At 46.5% G+C, this 17881-nt stretch carries 20 protein-coding genes; 11 read left to right on the top strand and 9 right to left on the bottom strand.

Annotation, left to right across the window (positions count from 1 at the left end):
* The 8 genes from HNR50_RS18820 to HNR50_RS18785 all read left to right on the top strand — a co-directional run bounded on the left by HNR50_RS18820 (position 1) and on the right by HNR50_RS18785 (position 8270).
* The gene (locus HNR50_RS18820) at positions 1 to 1113 is read left to right on the top strand and encodes an ATP-binding cassette domain-containing protein (RefSeq protein ID WP_184748351.1); all 1113 of its coding nucleotides are present in this window, start codon (positions 1 to 3) and stop codon (positions 1111 to 1113) included.
* 12 nt (positions 1114 to 1125) lie between these two features.
* Positions 1126 to 1821, top strand: coding sequence for a response regulator transcription factor (locus tag HNR50_RS18815; protein ID WP_184748350.1), 696 nt, complete (start codon positions 1126 to 1128; stop codon positions 1819 to 1821).
* A gap of 7 nt (positions 1822 to 1828) precedes the next feature.
* Positions 1829 to 3589: a HAMP domain-containing sensor histidine kinase gene (locus HNR50_RS18810; RefSeq protein ID WP_184748349.1), complete on the top strand. Its 1761-nt coding sequence runs from the start codon at positions 1829 to 1831 to the stop codon at positions 3587 to 3589.
* Positions 3586 to 4968 carry a phosphomannomutase/phosphoglucomutase gene (locus HNR50_RS18805; RefSeq protein ID WP_184748348.1) on the top strand — a complete coding sequence of 461 codons (1383 nt, stop codon included), beginning with the start codon at positions 3586 to 3588 and terminating at the stop codon, positions 4966 to 4968. The genes HNR50_RS18810 and HNR50_RS18805 overlap by 4 nt, the downstream gene beginning before the upstream one ends.
* Before the next feature lie 56 nt (positions 4969 to 5024).
* On the top strand, positions 5025 to 6194 hold the full coding sequence (locus HNR50_RS18800; RefSeq protein WP_184748347.1) for an iron-containing alcohol dehydrogenase: 1170 nt from the start codon (positions 5025 to 5027) through the stop codon (positions 6192 to 6194).
* Positions 6195 to 6328: 134 nt separating this feature from the next.
* Positions 6329 to 6883 (top strand): DUF1707 SHOCT-like domain-containing protein, encoded by a 555-nt coding sequence (locus tag HNR50_RS18795; RefSeq protein WP_184748346.1) that lies wholly within the window; start codon positions 6329 to 6331, stop codon positions 6881 to 6883.
* Positions 6884 to 6897: 14 nt separating this feature from the next.
* Positions 6898 to 7851: an NAD(P)-dependent oxidoreductase gene (locus HNR50_RS18790; protein ID WP_184748345.1), complete on the top strand. Its 954-nt coding sequence runs from the start codon at positions 6898 to 6900 to the stop codon at positions 7849 to 7851.
* Between the two features lie 11 nt (positions 7852 to 7862).
* Entirely contained in the window at positions 7863 to 8270 is a 408-nt protein-coding gene (locus tag HNR50_RS18785; protein ID WP_184748344.1) for a MerR family transcriptional regulator, read from the top strand.
* On the opposite strand, the gene HNR50_RS18780 is transcribed toward HNR50_RS18785, so the two are convergent.
* The 3 genes from HNR50_RS18780 to HNR50_RS18770 are packed head-to-tail and all read right to left on the bottom strand — an operon-like array spanning position 8258 to position 10415.
* Positions 8258 to 8680, bottom strand: a complete 423-nt coding sequence (locus HNR50_RS18780; protein WP_184748343.1) for a DUF3783 domain-containing protein — start codon at positions 8678 to 8680, stop codon at positions 8258 to 8260. The genes HNR50_RS18785 and HNR50_RS18780 overlap by 13 nt on opposite strands.
* An 11-nt stretch (positions 8681 to 8691) precedes the next feature.
* Positions 8692 to 9579: an aldo/keto reductase gene (locus tag HNR50_RS18775; protein WP_184748342.1), complete on the bottom strand. Its 888-nt coding sequence runs from the start codon at positions 9577 to 9579 to the stop codon at positions 8692 to 8694.
* On the bottom strand, positions 9576 to 10415 hold the full coding sequence (locus HNR50_RS18770; protein WP_184748341.1) for a nitroreductase family protein: 840 nt from the start codon (positions 10413 to 10415) through the stop codon (positions 9576 to 9578). Before HNR50_RS18770 ends, HNR50_RS18775 begins: the two co-directional genes overlap by 4 nt.
* Positions 10416 to 10573: 158 nt before the next feature.
* Here HNR50_RS18770 and HNR50_RS18765 point away from each other — a divergent pair, with 158 nt between their 5' ends.
* On the top strand, positions 10574 to 11059 hold the full coding sequence (locus tag HNR50_RS18765; protein ID WP_184748340.1) for an FKBP-type peptidyl-prolyl cis-trans isomerase: 486 nt from the start codon (positions 10574 to 10576) through the stop codon (positions 11057 to 11059).
* Positions 11060 to 11235: 176 nt separating this feature from the next.
* On the opposite strand, the gene HNR50_RS18760 is transcribed toward HNR50_RS18765, so the two are convergent.
* Positions 11236 to 11769, bottom strand: coding sequence for a GNAT family N-acetyltransferase (locus HNR50_RS18760; protein WP_184748339.1), 534 nt, complete (start codon positions 11767 to 11769; stop codon positions 11236 to 11238).
* Between the two features lie 8 nt (positions 11770 to 11777).
* Entirely contained in the window at positions 11778 to 13178 is a 1401-nt protein-coding gene (locus tag HNR50_RS18755; protein ID WP_184748338.1) for an HAD-IG family 5'-nucleotidase, read from the bottom strand.
* Positions 13179 to 13241: 63 nt separating this feature from the next.
* Between HNR50_RS18755 and HNR50_RS18750 the strand changes: the two genes are divergently transcribed.
* Positions 13242 to 14000 carry a YaaA family protein gene (locus HNR50_RS18750; RefSeq protein WP_184748337.1) on the top strand — a complete coding sequence of 253 codons (759 nt, stop codon included), beginning with the start codon at positions 13242 to 13244 and terminating at the stop codon, positions 13998 to 14000.
* 2 nt (positions 14001 to 14002) lie between these two features.
* A complete protein-coding gene (locus HNR50_RS18745; protein ID WP_184748336.1) occupies positions 14003 to 14605 on the top strand; it encodes a TlpA family protein disulfide reductase in 603 nt (200 codons plus the stop codon).
* Here the strand turns inward: HNR50_RS18745 and HNR50_RS18740 are convergent.
* From HNR50_RS18740 to HNR50_RS18725, 4 genes are read right to left on the bottom strand one after another with little or no spacing between them, the layout of a single operon-like run.
* Positions 14580 to 14819, bottom strand: a complete 240-nt coding sequence (locus tag HNR50_RS18740; RefSeq protein ID WP_184748335.1) for a hypothetical protein — start codon at positions 14817 to 14819, stop codon at positions 14580 to 14582. The genes HNR50_RS18745 and HNR50_RS18740 overlap by 26 nt on opposite strands.
* 12 nt (positions 14820 to 14831) lie before the next feature.
* Positions 14832 to 15842, bottom strand: a complete 1011-nt coding sequence (locus tag HNR50_RS18735; RefSeq protein WP_184748334.1) for an ATP-binding cassette domain-containing protein — start codon at positions 15840 to 15842, stop codon at positions 14832 to 14834.
* On the bottom strand, positions 15843 to 16538 hold the full coding sequence (locus tag HNR50_RS18730; protein ID WP_184748333.1) for a GTP-binding protein: 696 nt from the start codon (positions 16536 to 16538) through the stop codon (positions 15843 to 15845).
* The gene (locus HNR50_RS18725; protein ID WP_184748332.1) at positions 16535 to 17785 is read right to left on the bottom strand and encodes an ABC transporter substrate-binding protein; all 1251 of its coding nucleotides are present in this window, start codon (positions 17783 to 17785) and stop codon (positions 16535 to 16537) included. The genes HNR50_RS18730 and HNR50_RS18725 overlap by 4 nt, the downstream gene beginning before the upstream one ends.
* Positions 17786 to 17881 lie beyond the last annotated feature (96 nt).

Genomic DNA, 17881 nt, shown 5'->3' with positions numbered 1-17881 from the left:
GTGCCGGAAATAAAACTTGTAAATGTAACAAAGCGGTTCGGAAAGGCTGTTGCCGTCGATAACCTGAACCTTACTATAGAAGACGGGGAGTTCGTTACCCTTCTGGGGCCTTCTGGTTGCGGTAAAACCACGACTCTCAGAATGATCGCCGGACTGGAAACTCCTTCTGAAGGAGAAATCTATATCGACGGGGAATGCGTTTTTTCCTCAGAAACCGGTGTGGATATCAATCCTGACAAAAGGAATGTCGGTTTTCTCTTTCAGAATTACGCCCTCTGGCCACATATGACGGTCTATAAAAATATAGCCTTCGGCCTGGAGAATATGAAGTGGGAGAAATCGCGAATAGAGGTCAGAGTGAAGGAGCTGCTTCACCTGTTGAGAATCGATGAGTTTGCAGACCGGTATCCCTCGGAGCTTTCCGGCGGTCAGCAGCAGAGAGTGGCTATTGCCCGGACTCTGGCGACGGGACCGAAAATACTTCTCATGGATGAACCGCTTAGCAACCTTGACGCGAAACTGAGAATGGAGATGAGAACCGAGTTGAAGAGGCTCCACGTTGAAACGGGGTCGACATTCGTCTATGTGACCCACGATCAGCTTGAGGCCATGACTTTGTCGACAAAGATTTGCCTGCTCAAAGACGGGTTTCTGCAGCAGTTTCAGCCTCCACTGGATATCTATCGTTATCCCGCCAACTTTTTTGTAGCTGATTTTGTAGGCAGTCCCAATATCAATATCCTGAAAGTCAAAGGAAGCAATGTCAATCTCGACGAAATAAAGCTGACTCATGAAAAGATGGAATTCCTTTTCGAGCCTGTTTCGTCAAGTGTGACGATTCAGGCTGACCAGGAACTGCTTCTTGGAATCCGGCCTGAAGATATCGTTCTCGATGAGAAGGGAGTCGTTGAAGGCAAAATTTATTCCACCCTTCCTTCGGGAATGGAAACGATAGTAAAAATCGATATAGACGGATCTATTCTCACCAGCGTTGTGTTCGGTGATGTCGACTTTGCTGTAGGAGAAGAAGCCAGGCTCTCTTTTCCCGGAGACAGGTATGTTCTCTTCGATGGAAAGACAACAAAGAATATAGCCGGTGGAAAACTGATGTAGTACAATCGTTTTATGAATGAAAAAACCATTCTCATCGTAGATGATGAAAAACATATTCTCACCATGCTGGAAATGAACATGAAGGCCAGGGGCTTTAACAGCCTTACCGCGGAAAGCGGAGAAGAGGCTTTGGAGATAGCTCTGAAGAAGTCTCCTGACCTGATTCTGCTTGATATCATGCTTCCCGGCATCGATGGTGTTGAAGTCTGCCGGCGCCTTAAAGAGGATGAGAGGACGAAAAGAATTCCCGTTCTCATGGTCAGCGCGAAAAGTGAAGGTAAGGATAAAATTACCGGTCTGAAGAGCGGGGCTGATGATTATGTCACAAAGCCCTTTAACCTGGAGGAGCTTTATCTCAGGATCAACGCGGCGCTGAGGCAGGTGGAACTTCTGACTTCCTCTCCCGTGCCGGTACTGTTATCTCTTGGAAACATTACCCTTGATAAGGAGAAGTTTCTCGTCAGGGCTGCTGATGAAAAAATCGAGCTGACCCAGACCGAGTTCAGAATCCTCCTCATCCTGCTTCAGCATAAGGGATTGACTGTATCCCGGGAGCGGCTTGCCAGAGAAATTTTTGATCTCTCTCCCGAAGAGATGGGCCGGACCCTCGATGTCCATATCAGGAACCTGAGGAAAAAGCTCGATGAAAAAGGCGCCCGGGGATGTGAAATCATCACTATACGCGGAGAAGGCTTTAAAGCCGGATGACTGGTAAATGAAAAGAGGATTTTATCCTGTTCTCCTGACCTTGAATATTTTGACTCTGCTGATTTGCGGTCTCATATTGTTTCTCTTTTCTCTGAATCTGCTTGTGAAGCAAACAGAAAAAAGGGGCTTTGACGACATTGAACAGATCCGGCGGGAGCTGAAGCACAGCAGCTTTCAGGTTGTTGCGGCTGAACAGGCTGAGATAATTTCGGCTCGTGTCGTTATCGTTGATATGGACTCCAACCTGCTGGCCGATTCAAATCTCGGTTCGGAGCTGATTCCAGGCAAGTTTATCAACGCATCTCTGATGGAAGCGAAAAACTCAGGCTTCGCCGAGAGCATTTTAAGAGGTGTCCGTTCGGGAATTCTTACAATCTCAACGGCGGGAAAAGTCGAATTGAACGGCGAGGATATTTTAATCTCTCTTACATACAATGTTGATGAAGAGAGAAAACTCATAATCTTTTATGGCGGTATGATTTCTCTGATTATTCTGCTTGTTATCCTCCTGTCGGGAACCGCCGGAGCCTATTTGCTCAGTCGTTATAAAAAACCGCTCAGAACCTTACTCCATCATACGAGAGAAGCGGCGAAAGGCGGATTTAATAAAATATCCATCAACAGCACGGATGGAGAGCTCAATCAGCTGGCTGAGGAATTCAATGCTCTTGTTGACCGCTACAACTTTCTGGTGGAAGCGGATAACAGCAAGTACAGCCGGATCAATACTCTTCTTTCCAACCTCCATACTGGAATACTCATGGTTGATAATAATCTCGAGGTGACTCTTGTCAATCCCGAAGCGGAGAAGCTTTTGAATCTGAACAAACTCAGTTTGTTTCATATCCGGGGACAAAGGGAAAAGGACTGTGAAGCTCTTTCGGAGATACTCGACAAAATAGATGAATCCTCCGATCGGAGAGAGGGATATAATTTTACCATAAAGCAAAAATCGGGAGTGGAACTCGATATCGATGTAGAAATCGTCACCAGTAAATACGAGCCCTACACCCGCTCCGGTTATCTCATCATTCTCAGAGACGTAACGGAAATGAGACGTCTTGAAAGGCTTAAAGATGAGTTTGTCGCCAATGTTTCTCATGAATTGAGAACGCCTCTGACAGTCATCAGCGGTTTTGTGGAAACCCTCAAATCCTATGACACCCTTCAACAGGAAGACAGGTCTCTTGCTCTGGATATCATTGAAGTCGAAACGGAAAGGCTTAAAAAACTCATTAGCGAGCTCCTGCTGCTTTCGAAGATCGAAGGAGAAATGGGACATGTTACAAAAAGCCTGATCGATCCCGTGCTGGCTCTTGAGCAGGTTGAAAGAACTCTGGCTCCGATGGCCGGTAAAAAATGTATCCATACGGAAATTGAGATAGGCAAAAAAGTGATGCCGCTATTCGGTGTTCCCGGATGGTTTCGTCAGATCGTTTACAACCTTTATGAAAATGCCATTAAATACACGCCGGAACAGGGACGGGTCTGTCTGAAGCTCTTTCAGATTCCCGGTGCGCTCTGTCTGGAAGTGGAAGATTCCGGCTGCGGAATTCCTGATACTGACAGGGAACGGATATTCGACAGGTTTTACAGAGGCGATAATACCATGGGGAAGGGCTTTTCCGGGAACGGTATAGGTCTGACAATCACCAGACATATGGTCAATGAGTTTGAAGGAGAAATCTCTGTTGAAAAGAGCGTTTCCGGAGGAGCTCTATTCCGGGTTATTCTCCCCATCCGTGAAAAAAGGGAAAATAGAAAATGAAACATACTTTCGATTCGGACATTTTAAAAGAATGCGATATCAGGGGAGTTGTCGATCGTAACCTCGGTGATCAGGATGCCTATTTTGTCGGCAGAGGGTTCGGTACTATGCTCAGACTTAAAAACAAGAAGAACTGCCTAGTGGGAAGAGACGGTCGGCTCTCATCAAAAAGGCTGGCGGAGAGCACCATCTCCGGATTGATTGATGCGGGTATCGATGTCGTCGATGGTGGCTTAATCCCCACTCCAGCGGTTTATTTCGGTGTGAATGCGCTGAAAATTCAGGCGGGGCTTATGATCACGGCAAGCCACAATCCGCCGGAGTATAACGGCTTTAAATTTCTCACAGATGAAGGTTCCTTTCACGGAGAGGATATTGTGAATCTCGGCAGCATTTGTCGGGAAGGAGTGTTCGCAGTGGGAGAGGGATTGTGTTCTCAGAGAAATATTATTCCGGAATATATGGATTATCTGCTCAAATTTCTTGATACACGCTTATTGAAAAATCTAAAAGTCGTATGGGATCCCGGAAACGGAGCCGCCGGCATCATTCTCTCTTCATTGCTCGAGAAGATTCCCGGTGATCATATTCTCATCTGCGGAGAAGTGGATGGAAGGTTTCCGAACCATCATCCCGATCCTTCTCTTCCTGAAAACACGATTATGCTCAGCCGGAAGGTTCTTGAGGAAAAAGCGGATCTTGGAATCGCTCTTGATGGAGATGGAGACCGTATGGCCGCAGTTGATGGAAAAGGGCGATTGCTTTACGGAGATCAATTGCTCGTATTGTTCTCCCGGGATTATCTCCGCCGTTTCCCCGGCGCCACAGTTATGAGTGAAGTCAAAGCGAGCCGTTTTTTTTATGACGAAATTTTCGCCATGGGAGGCAGTCCATTAATGTGGAAGGTTGGACATACCAACCAGAAAGCCAAGATGAAGGAAGAGGCAATCGGTCTGGCTGGAGAAACCAGCGGTCATTTTTTCTTTCAGGAGAATTATGGATTTGATGACGGACTCTTTGCGGCTATTAAGTTGCTCAATTTTCTTAATGGGGAAGAGGATTCCCTCAATGAAATTGTTGACAGTTTTCCCGTCTATCATGACAGCGGGGAGATCCGGGTATCACTGACTTCGGAGGAAAGGCACCGCGTTATCGAAGAATTGAAAAGCCAATTGCGTTCCGTAGGTAGGGATCATACGGATATCGACGGTATACGAGTTTCTACGGAAGAAGGTTTCTGGATGTTAAGGAGTTCCAATACACAGCCCCATTTGACAATTCGATGCGAAGCGTTGACTAAGTCGGGGCTGGAAGAAACAATGAATGAACTGCGGGATCTCCTTTCTGTTGCAGGAGTGAAAAAAGACGACCTTTGGTAAATGATTAACCCCCCGATCTTTAATTTTGGTATTACATTAAAGAGAAGGAGAAATATGTGGAAGATTTTACCTTTAATAATCCAACAAAAATAATTTTCGGCAAAGGAAGAGAACGCGAGGTCGGCAAAGAAGCCTCGGCTTACGGGAAAAATATACTCCTCCATTATGGGGGCGGTTCCATAAAGAAGTCCGGTCTTTATGATCGGATTGTTGCTTCGCTCAAGGAGGCGGGGTTAACTGTCTTTGAACTAAGCGGCGTGAAACCCAATCCCCGTCTATCTCTCGTCCGCAAAGGAATCGATCTGTGTCATAAAGAAAATATTGACCTGATACTGGCCGTCGGTGGTGGATCCGTTATCGATTCAGCAAAAGCCATTGCCGTTGGTTATTACTACAAAGGCGATGTCTGGGATCTTTATACAGGAAAGGGATCGGCGGATAAAGCCCTGCCCGTAGCGACTGTCCTGACCATACCCGCGGCGGGAAGTGAATCGAGTACGGGAAGCGTAATAACAAAAGAAGAGGGTAATTTTAAAAGACCCTTTGATCATGAAGTTCTATATCCTGTTTTTTCCATTCTGAATCCCGAGCTTGCATATACCCTTCCCGATTTTCAGGTAGCCTGCGGCATCGCCGATATGACGGCCCATCTTCTCGAAAGATATTTCACCAATGCCAAACCGGTCGGACTGACAGACAGGCTTATTGAGGGAGCATTGAAAAACATCATGGAGTATGCTCCTGTCGTTCTCTCCGACCGTAAAAATTATGACGGCTGGGCCGAAATCATGTGGTCAGGCACTTTCGCCCATAATAATTCTCTTAATACCGGCAGGATAGGAGACTGGGCTTCCCATGATATCGAACATGAGCTTTCCGGTATTTATGATATCGCCCACGGAGCCGGCCTGGCTGTGATTTTTCCAGCCTGGATGAAGTATAACTACAAACATGATATTAAGTTATTTGCCCAGTGGGCCGTCCGGGTTATGAACGTCGAGCAGAAATTCAGATCCGATGAAGAGACAGTTCTTGCCGGAATCGCGGCATTTGAGCAATTTCTCGAGTCTTTGGGACTGGCTGTCCGTCTTGATGGCGTCGGCATTGATGAATCCAGACTGGAGGAAATGGCTGATAAAGCGACGAACGGCGATACAACGACAGTCGGAAATTTTGTCAAATTGAAGAAGTCCGATGTCTATAATGTCTTAAAGCTCGCCCTGTAATTATCCGGGACGTCCTCTCCTGCTTTCCTGTGGATCAGTCCTGTACGATTCCAGTACGGCAGGCGAGAGGAATAAGGCCGGTGGAACGATGGATTTTGATTGACAGCAGGGCGTCATCTCTTTAATGTTTTCTTATGATATCGATTGAAGAGATGCGGGATCGTACCGTAAAAAGACTGGAATACAGTTATGCCCACGGAGAGATTTCTCTCGAAGAGCTGGAAAAGAGAATAGAGTTGGCTATAAACACGGATCTCAAAGAAGACCTGGAACGACTGGTTTCCGACTTGAAAGAGGAAGAGCCGGAAGTTAAGGATGAGCCATCTTCTCCGGATGAAAGGGAAGAAACCATCATGGGTGTTCTCAGCGGGATTAAGCGGAAGGGAAAATGGAAGCCGGCCCGCCGTAATAAAATAATGGTCTTTATGGGTGGAGTCGAACTGGACTTTACCGAGGCCGAACTGGAGCCCGGTACCACAGAATATGAGTACTTCTGTGCTCTCGGCGGTATCGAGCTTCGCGTCCCCGAAGGGGTAAATGTCGATGTCTCCGGTCTGCCTCTTCTCGCCGGAATAGAAAATAAGCTGTCGGGAGATTTCCACCCCGGCAATCCCACCATAAAGCTTCATGGAACTCTATTTTTAGGCGGTATAGAAATCAAACCGTCAAAACGGAAAAAAAGACGATAATCCCGGAGTAGATTGTGAAAATACATGTTATTGAACCTCTTGCTATTAAAGATTCGGCCATAAAAGAGATAGAGAAGAAATTCAGGGAAAAAGGTCATGTCATCCGGTTCTTTCTTGATCGAAATACCGATCCCGATGAAATAATCCGCCGATGCGATGGGGCTGATATCGTCGTTATCGCGAATCTTCCCTTCCCGGCCGTCTGTGTAGAATCCCTCCCGTCATTAAAGCTCCTGGCTGTAGCATTCACCGGCGTGGATCATGTCGACCTGGATGCCTGTGAAAAAAAAGGTATAGGGGTCTGCAATGCATCGGGATATTCCACCATTAATGTGGCAGAGCTGACGATCGGATTGATAATAGACGTGATGCGGAATATTACGACCCTGGATCCAGTTACGCGCTCCGGAGGAACAAAAGAGGGATTTATTGGAAACGACCTGGCCGGTAAAACTGTCGGAATCATCGGCATGGGAGCTATAGGACAGAAGGTCGCCCGGATTCTTCATGCATTTGACTGTTCGCTGATGGCCGTGAAAAGAAAGAACAGACCACTGGAAAACGAACTCAGTATCAGATATGTGGAGATGGATGAACTTCTTCGGGAATCGGATATCGTCACTCTTCACTGTCCCCTGACGGAATCCACCCGTCATCTTATCGGTGAAGATGAATTAAAGCTTATGAAATCTACGGCCTATCTCATAAATACGGCGCGGGGGCCTGTCGTGGATTCCGTCGCTTTGACTGCGGCGCTGGAGTCGGGAGAAATTGCCGGTGCGGGAATTGATGTTTTTGACAGGGAAACTCCTCTCAATCCCGATTTTCCGCTGCTCGGTTTGAAAAACACTGTCGTGACTCCTCATGTCGCTTTTGCCACTGAAGAGGCATTTGTCCGCCGGGCGGAAATTGTTGTGGATAATATTCTCAGCTGGATAGATGGCAACCCGAAAAATGTCATTCTTTAAAGGTGTCTGGTATGATAGATGTTGCTGAAAGGGAAAAAACGGAATCTCTGACTATAGGTGATGCCGTAAAGCTGACCGGTTTATCAGCCGACACGCTCCGCTATTATGAAAAATCCGAAGTAATCGGTCCTATTGACCGGGAAGAGAGTGGGAGAAGACGCTATTCCAGAAAAGATATGGAGTGGCTGGATTTCGTAAACTGTCTCAAATCAACAGGCATGCCACTTGATACGATCAGGGAATACAGACGGCTGATGATGTTGGGCAATGAAACAGCGGCTCAAAGAAAAGAGCTGATGGTTCTTCATAAAGAGTACCTGGAGCATCAGATGACTGAGCTCCAGGCCGCAATGAACCATATCAACTGGAAAATTGAATTTTACGATGACATTCTCAACAGCTCAAGTCACTCGTTCTGATTCATAGCTTCTCTCATGGATTTCTGCTCACTCAGGAGATGGTTGAGCAGCTCCTTGACTGTAAAATCCATATTGGGAATGGTCGCCGTGGCAAAGATAGGCCTTTTCAGCTTCGTGCTTTGAAATCCGCTCAATGCCTTGTCCAGTTCGTCATGGCCGATTCCCGCCCAGACCATTACGGGCGGAAGTTTTTCCGCATCGATAATTTCTCCCTGAGCCGAGCCGGAAAGAACATCTCCGACTTTTTTCTCCAGGGCGTCCAAACGACAGGGAATCACTTCTATATTGTTAATGCTGCTCCCGGAAAGATAGGAACTCATTGACCTGTGTTCCTCTTCTGTATAGCCGCATATGAATAAAGCTCTGGGCCCGGGTAGTGTGCCCTGGTCCTCTATTTTTCTGAATGCCATTTTACTCTCCTTTACAATAATTCAGCTGCATCGGCATTGCTGTGAACCTGGGCTGTGTTTTTGCATCCCGGAATCACAGCAGTGACAACCGGATCTTTCAGGCACCAGGCAAGAGCCCATGATGCCATGGGAACACCTTCGGGAACTTCCTCTCGGTTTATCTTTGCCACTTCTTCAATCTGACGTTCCAGCTCTTCTTTGTCTCTGGTCGCCCTGACATCGGAACCCGTGAAAACATGACCTTTCCCATACTTGCCGCTGAGCAATCCGCTGGCCATGGGAACTCTTGCCAGAACGCCGAGGTTCTGTTCTCTGCATGAGGGAAACACCTCTTTTTCCGGAACTCTGTCGAGCCTGTTGTAGACAACCTGAATTGATTCGGCTCCCACATCTGTGGCCCGGGATGTCTGGTATATATTATCATTCCCGCTAATGGAAAGTCCGATATGCCGTATTTTCCCCTTTTCCTTCTGCCTTTCCAGCTCTTCCCATAAACCTTCGGTATGGAACTCATCGTCTTTGGATGAATGCATCTGATAAAGATCGATATAATCCGTTTTGAGACTTTTCAGCGACAGATCCAGCTGCCTGACAACATCTGTAGGATCGAAGTGTCTTGTCCGTTCGAGAAAGTTGTGAAAGTGGTGGCCGAATTTAGTGGCGATGATCCATTTGTCCCGGTCCCGGCTGGTCCTTTTGCCTATAAGACTTTCCGAGAGGTGATCGCCGTAACATTCCGCTGTGTCGATAAAATTGATACCTCTTTCCTGTGCCGCATCGAGAATATCGTTGACTTCTCCCTGAGTGAAGTCTTTTCCCCATTCGCCTCCGAACTGCCAGGTTCCAACACCGACAACGCTTATATTCATACCTGTTTTGCCCAGTATTCTGTACTTCAATTCAATCCCTCCACAAATTCATTAACCATCCGCCGTTCCGGAAGCGCCTTCCTTTCTTCAGGCCATCCCAGAGGGGTCACCATGGCTATATGCATATTCTTTCCGATCCCCGTCAATTCTTTGACATCCTCTCTATCCATTCCCCCTATCCAGCAGGTGCCCGCGCCGTGCTGTGCAGCCGCCAGAACGAAATAGGTGGAAGCTATGGCTCCGTCCTGCTCGGGGCGTCCCGTGCCGGCCGGATCGGAATAGGCTATGACAGCCATGGGAGCCATTTTTATCGGTTTGGATGAAGATCCCCGGATAGCCGACAGTTTCTCCAGGATTTCTCTGTCTCTGATGACTTTGAAATAATACGCCTGAGAATTACAGGAAGTCGGAACATAGCGGCACTCTTCAAAAATATTTCTGAGAGTTGCTTCCGGCAGAAGAGCGTCGGAGAACTGTCTGATGCTTCTTCTGCTTTTCAATAGCATGCTTCCTGTCATATGGGATTCAACAGGGTGGAGAAATGTCTGGAATTCAACATTTCTTCCTTCGGGATCTTTTGTGAAAAAATGATAGATACGGTATTGTTCTGTAATTTTCGGAGGGGCTGCCGCGCTTTCTTTAAACTTCCGGTAATATAAATCGACCTCTTCTTTTGTTTCAAAGAAAAAAGTGATCATTCCTTCTGTATCAGCTTCATCTCTGTCGCAGAAACCGAGAAGAAAGTTTCCCTTTTGCAAGATAGTACAGCCGCCCTGCTCAAGCCAGATGCTCATTCCGATCTTTTCTCTGTAAAAACTGATGGTTTCTTTGTATTTCGTTGATCTATGAAAGGTTAAACCGGACATGGATGCTCCCCTTGCGGTGTTTTTCCTGCTGATTAGGCAGGTGCTCTATTTGGAAAATAATATAACATTCGATATAATGGAAGAATATTTGTTAAGAAGTGCAGCTTTTCTATTCAGGTTGTATTCCCTTAGCGGATAAATAAACCAAAGGAAAAGTTATGAATATTCAAGAAAAAAGTGTTGTTTCCATACACTATAAACTCACAGATGATAAAGGAGAGGTTATCGATCAGTCCCAGGATCAGCCTCTGGCTTATATCCATGGAGTCGGGGCTCTGATCCCCGGTCTGGAAAAAGAACTTCTGGGAAAAGGCGCCGGCGATAAGCTGCAGGTTTCCGTTACTCCCGAAGAAGGTTACGGTCCCCATATGCCCCAGTTGATCCAGAAACTCCCCCGGGACACCTTCCAGGGCGTTGATAAAATCGAAGTCGGTATGGAATTTCAGGCTTCCAACGAAAACGGCGAGACTATGGTCGTCCGCGTGGAAGAAGTTGCCGATGACGAGATTACCATTAACGGGAATCACCCTCTCGCGGGAATGACCTTGAATTTTGACGTGGAGGTTGTTGAAGTTCGTGAAGCTTCGGCCGAAGAGCTTGAGCATGGGCATGTTCATGGCGAAGGTGGTCATCATCATCATTAAATCCTCGGTCTTTGTTCCAATTTCTACGTTAGTCTGATAATTGGGGGTGCTCATGTGCTGTCGCACACTGTGCTCCCAAATCATCAGACTGCCTTGAACTCGAAACAAATACCATCGGATTTTCGTTGTACAAATTTGTTTTTTCGGGCTACTCACCGCTTCGCTGGAGGGCGCGGTTAATAAGCTTTATTTCCTTTTCTGTAAACGTTGCAATCTTTTGAGAATTCTTTAAATTCAAAATAATCTTTAATTACACTCTGAAAAAGATAATCATTATTTTGGGCAATTTTATTGCTTGCAATATTATCAATTGCGCATCGGATTTCAATTGCTGAGGAATTGAAAGTCGTAAAACAGATTTTTTCAATTTCAGGTATTATGGAACTGATTATTCCGTTACCAATCAGATCTTTATCGAGCCAATAACCTAATTCAAAAATTCTTTTTTCATCATCATTTATGAAAAAGCCAATCATTCCAATTATGTTATTTTTATACAGGATTTTATAATTCATTCCTCGTTTGTTTTCTTGCAGGATAGCACTTCGATTGAAAAAATTTTCAAGATCTTCCGGTTGTTGGACGTTATCGATCCAGGGCAGATATGGTTTCAGAAATAATCTGTTTTTTTTGATGAGTTGAAATAATTCAGATTGGTCTTCATAAACGAGAGTATCCATCTCGATTTGAAATTTTTCTTGAGTATCCATTTCTCGCTTTATTTCGTCCTGCTGCTTACTCTCTCTTCACTGTTTAATGCCGCGGCCTCATGGGGCATAGTCCGGTGGTAGGGTCTGAAATAGGTTTTGGGTGAGTAGGCATAGAGGTCCGAAACCTTTGTCATGTAGATACAGGCATATTTTTCAACCTGCTCGGCATAGCGGCTTTCGTCGTATCCGGCGCGGAGGATTTCGCCCCAGTAGGGGTTGAAGAAGGCTTTGTACTGGCGGAGGAGTTCGGATATTTCCGTATTCAGGCCGTCCATTTTTTCAAAGAGCTTATTGATTTTATCATGAGACACTCTTTTCCCTTCGTACCTCAGGTTGTCCAATCTATTGATTTCCCGTTCCAGGGTTTGCTTCTGATCCATTAACTCTTCAATCTTTTTCTGAACCGGAGCGGCTTTTCTCAGGCCGTCCATTTCCGCTTCCAGGTCGCCCAGCACCAGGGCCGTTCTCCAGTTGCAGGTTTTTTTTATGGATACGACGTCTCCGTAGATGTGGTCTCCCAGGTAGAGAATCTCGCTTCCCGAGTAACCGAGGTCTTTCTGGAGTTTGCCGAACCAGCCCCCCTGATAGATTCCTTTGACGATGGGGCCTTCATGGTTACTCATCAGTCCCGTTTCGGGATCAATGCGGAGGAACCGCCCCTGCCTTTCAAAGAAACGGGGTTTGTCGGCAAAGGTTATGACTATCTCAAACAGATCCGTCCAGCTTTTATGTTTTTTCAAAAAAGGATCAATGGCGTAATCGAGCAGTTTCTTCGTGTAGTTGTAGTCCGAGTTGGTTATGATTATCAGCTTTTTACCATAGTCGACATAACGTTCGAGCATTTTTGCCACGTCGGGATCCTTAATGACGTATTTTTCGAAATCGCCAGTCAGAACGGATTTTATACTGTCGTCCTGATGCAGTATGTCAATGCTCCGGTTTACGTCATCAGCGATCTGGTGATAGGCGGGAATTTCCGAACCTTTGGACTTCAAGTCAACAAGCTGAGAGTAGAGGACTCCGTTTGAGATGGCGAAATTAGTATCAAGGCTTCTGAAATCGGGAGATCTCAGATCTATGGCCATTTCCTGATAAATCCGCCTCTGCTCTTTAAAATCCAGAATATCCAGTCCGTGGTAGGCTAGTTTGACTTTGCCGTGGCGGCTTACCTGGAGAAGGTTTCCATTCCTGACATCGATCACCAGCCCCACGATAGCTCTGTGAAAATCGAACTCGAGATCTCTCACTTCTTCCGGATAGCCGAACTGGCTGACGAGTCTGTCCGCCGCCAGACGGTGGGTGAGCTCTTCAAATCTCTCTGTGTGATAGCGGACCAGAGTATAGTCCATATCGAACCCGATGACTTTTATATGTTTAAGATTTAATACGCGGTTTATAAAGACTGACATATTGAAAGACTAAACGGACTGTTCCACTTTTACAATACATTTAAAACTGCCATAATCTTTTTTATGCTAATTCTTTTATCACCGACAAAGCAAATGAATTTCAGCGGGAAAGCGGCTTTTTTGCCCGGGTTGAGCGAACCGGTTTTCAATGGGGAAGCCTTCGAACTCAATAACCTTCTAAAATCTTACAGTGCCGCTGAAATAGCCGGCCTCATGAGTACAAGCATGAAGCTGGCCGAATCGACCTCTGAACTTATAGAGAATTTTGGAAAGGAAGGTTGTGAACAGGGGGCCGCTCTGCTTTCCTATTCCGGGACGGTTTTCCAGCATATGGATATTCCGTCGCTTGGAGAAAAGGAATGGAATTACGCAGCTGCCCATGTGAGAATCCTCTCCGGATTATACGGGTTTTTAAGACCGGCAGACAGAATCTTTCCCTACCGCCTGGAAATGAAAACCCCGCTTGAAAACCGAAGGGGATCGGGGCTTTACCAGTTCTGGAAGGAAAAGATCTCCGACTGTCTGATCAAAGAAAATCAGCCGGTTTTAAATTTGTCCTCTGGGGAATACAGTAAAGCTGTAAACTGGAAAAAACTTGCCGTACCTGTGCTTTCCATCCAGTTCAAGGAGAAAAAAGGCAGCCGCTATTCGACTGTCGGAATGTACAGCAAAATGGCCCGGGGGCTGATGGCCGGCCGTTTGATTCGTCAAGGCGTGGAAAACCGGGAAGATCTGAAAAACTGGGATATAAACGGATATGGTTTCAATGAGGAATTAAGCACCGGAAGCGAATGGATATTTTCCGGCAATTGGAGATGTTAAACATGAAGAAATTAATAGATAAATGGAAATCGAAAAAGCTCATCGATAAAATCGGGGATATTCTTTTCCTGGGACTCCTCATCGCTATGATTATTCCTTCGAGCCGGATGGCTCTTACTGTCGCCGTAAAAAGGGTTTTCGCCTTTTCTCCCCGGGAAATCAGCCGCGAAGAAAGGGTGTCTCTCATTCCTGACGAGTACAATTGGCTGATGGAGGATGAGAGCGGGAATGTGGTCAACCTGGCGGACTTTATCGGAAGGACTCTCTTTATCAATGAATGGGCTACCTGGTGTCCGCCCTGCGTTGCCGAGATGCCCAGCATTCAGAAATTATACGATCGTTTGAAAGATGATAAATCCGTAGCATTCATCATAATTACAAATGAAAAGAGAAGCACAGTGGAAGATTTTATGGATAAGGAGGGGTATACCTTTCCCTATATGATCGCCCGTTCCAATCCTCCGGAACCATTTGCCGTAAGGTCCATACCCACGACTTTTCTCGTCGCTCCCTCAGGGGAAATCGTTTTGAAAGAGGTCGGATCGAAGAAGTGGCATGGAGAGGATACGGTAGAGCTGATCAGTAATCTATCCCGGCGGCCATAACGTTCGCCGGATCAAAGGCGTGGCAGGGCGTCACGCCGTAGACCATGCCGCAGCTGCACCGCGCGGCAAAGGTTTCCATCTGAAATGATTCTCCGCAATTGGTGCAGTCAATTGTCATGGGGAGGGGCATCATCTGCCTGTCGAATCCCATCATTCTCACTTTGTCGACAACCTGTTTGCCGTTCTCGAAACTTCCTGAACATCCGTCGTGCATATTGATAACTCCTTAAAAACTTTCTCTTGTCAGTATTTCTCCCCGGCGCAATGAAGCCCGGAGGTTCTGTACTTTTCTGTCTACTTTTTCTATTTCCTCAAGCATGGCCCGCTCTTCAGAGGAGGTTTCTATGATTTTGTGGATGCCGCCGTTTTTGATTACGATTCTCTTGTCTCCCAGCAGCGCGAGCATCGGGTCGTGAGTGGCCATAAGAACAATCTTTTCCTGGGAAAGGAGGAACGAGAGGGCTTTCTTCCGGTCAATCCCCGCATTTTCAATCTCATCAATCAGAATGATGGGAGAGCGGCTCAATATGGCCGTGTCGGAAATCATCAGGGCCCGGGACTGACCGCCGCTCAAACTGGTTATCGGTGTGGTCAGTTCAAATTTTTCTCCGGCCAGATCATTGGCGCAGCTGATGATTTTCCTGACGACTTCATCTCTGTTTTCCACCATACGGCTTTCCGCGTGGAGGTGAAGAAACTCCTCCACGGTCAGATCCATGACAAAATTCATATTCTGGGACAATTGGGCAACCAGTTTATCCGATGTGGAAAAGCGCCATTTGCTGTCGGGGACTTTTCCGTTTATGAGGATTTGCCGGTTCGTCGGAGTATCTCTCTGAGCGACCCATTCGATATCACCCAGCAATCTGCTTTTGCCTGAACCGGTAGGGCCCACGATGGCGATAATCTCGCCGGTACGGATTGTGAAGTCATCAAATCCCTCCGGCTCTCCCGACTTATCTGCACCGGAGAGAATCGACAGAGAGCTTACTTTCTGTTCTTCCTCTCCCAGAAAAGCGAGCATTTGCGCTATGTAGCTTTCCAACCCTTCGATAAGGGCTGTTCTGTCCAGAGCTCTCTCCTCAATTTCATCCTCCGATAAAGAAGATAAATATTCATTGAGAGACATATTCTCCCGGCCTTCGACCTTAAGATTCTGCTGTTCCAGATAAGCTGCGGCGAAAGGGTACTTATTCAGGATTTCTCCCAGGGTCGACTCTTTTACTGATAGTGACATTCAGCTTTCCTCCAGATTGATTTTTCTCACATTGCCCATTTGATACTGTTCGCCGATTCTTTTCTCGCCCAGGCAATAGGAGCAGAGAGCCGACGGCATGGAAAATCGCAATTCTTTTCCCTTCAGCGTTTCCGTATCGAGACTTCGATCGTAGAGAAGGGTGGAAAGCTCAAAGCTTCCCTGTCCGGTCAGACCATTCACATGCATCACTGTGGCGCCGGGGTTCACTGTGTGAACCCGGGAAGCGAAGACTTCCCTTTCCGCCTGAGAGACAATATCCCCTTTAGTGATGACGACGATATCAGCGCTCTTGAGCATGGGTCCGATTTTTTTCGGCGTATTGATTCCGCTCAGGTTATCGATGACGCAGATCGCTTTTACATCTTTGATATAGGGTGAGCAACGATTGCACAAACCGGCTGATTCGCTGATAAGCACATCGAAACCTTCCTTCTGCCCCCATTCAAAAGCTTCTTCTATGTTGCTGACAAAATAATGATCCGGACAGAGTCCCCCGGAAAGTCCTTTCCGTACGGTAATACCGGCTTTTTCGTAGAGAATATCATCATCTGTATAGAGGCAATCGAATTTTATAACCCCCACGTTTACATTCTGCTTTTTATAGGATTCGATGGTTTTGAGAATAACGGCGGTTTTTCCCGTTGAAGGGGGACCGGAAACGGTTACGAGATTCATTGAGCTGGCTCCTTTGAACTTTCTTCGAACAGATCCATACATTCTCTGATGAGCGCTCCTATGTCGTTGTCTCTTATGAAGTCCCATCCGATCCACATATAGTTGCTTTCTTCGAAGCGGTTATCCACATCGCTTCTCAAAGAAGGAAAACGGCCCTGATGAGCCAGAATCTCTCCCACATCTTTTGAAGCGAAGAAATCGACTACCGGTTTGAGCTGCCGGGCTTTATCGGCCCGGGAGAGCATAAAAATGGGACTTATGATGGCTCCGTCTTTCGGCCATACAGAAATAAGCGGTCCCTTTCCCCCTGTCATCCTGGTAAAAAAGGATGGCATAATTGTAACGACAGGCTTATTCCCTTTTCGGGTGGCGCTTTTAACCATCTGCGACGGATGAAGGTCTTCAAGAAGACTTCTTCCCAGTTTTCTGACACCTTCCGGACCGTAATTTTTATAGATATTGAGAAGAATGGCATTGAACAGATCGAAATCTCCGACCGGCAGTGATACTGTGTTTTCAAACTCCGGCTTCAGAATCTCTTCCCAGCTTTCGGGTACTTTTCGCCCTCCCAGCTCTTCTGTGTTGACGAGGAAAACGGCGGGAACGGCTCCGATTATACTGTAAAGCCCTTCGGGGTCGATGATTCCCATGCCTTCGAAATCACTGTTTACGGTATCAAAGTCCGTTAAATCTTTGAAAACTCCGCTTTTTCTGAAATGACCGAATTTCTCCTCATCAAAAAAAAGATCAAATCCGGCAGACAGAAACAGATCGGGAAGTTCTTCTGCCGAATCTCTGCCGAGTATATGCTCTTCCACCCACTCAAGCCCGAGCGAGGCGGCCTGGAGCTGATAGTTGAGAACGATTCCCTTTTCCGCTGTAAAAGTGGAAGCGAATTTTTCAAAATTCTCCATCAGCGGAATTCGGACCGGACAGGGAAGGAGACCCATGATGCTCAATGTCTCCCCGGTCATTTCCGCGGTCTTCACCGGTCCGTTCAGAAGAGTGACATCCTGCTGGCTAATTCCTTCTACCGTTTCCCGCAGGAGGTTTAGGAAGCTCTCGGAATTAATTCCCTTGAGCATCAGAGCGGTTTTCAGGTTTATGGATTTCCCGAAGGTTAATCTCTTCTCCTCATCTCCCATCTGGGGAAATCCCCGTGATACAAAAACATCTATTGTTTCGGGATGGGCTTCCGTGATTTCGTAAAGCGTATTCTCTATTGTCAGGGAAAACTGTTTATTCATATTCTCCTCTTTTCTTAAACATCATCTAATTTGTGAACATAATATACATGGTCCGGGAAAAGTTGAAATTGACTCAGGTCAAATTCGGGTATTTTT

The sequence above is a fragment of the Spirochaeta isovalerica genome (assembly GCF_014207565.1).
GTDB classification, from domain to species: Bacteria; Spirochaetota; Spirochaetia; order DSM-2461; family DSM-2461; genus Spirochaeta_F; species Spirochaeta_F isovalerica.
The sequence above is the reverse complement of the archived record's forward strand: the minus strand, read 5'-3'. Positions and strand labels throughout refer to the sequence as shown.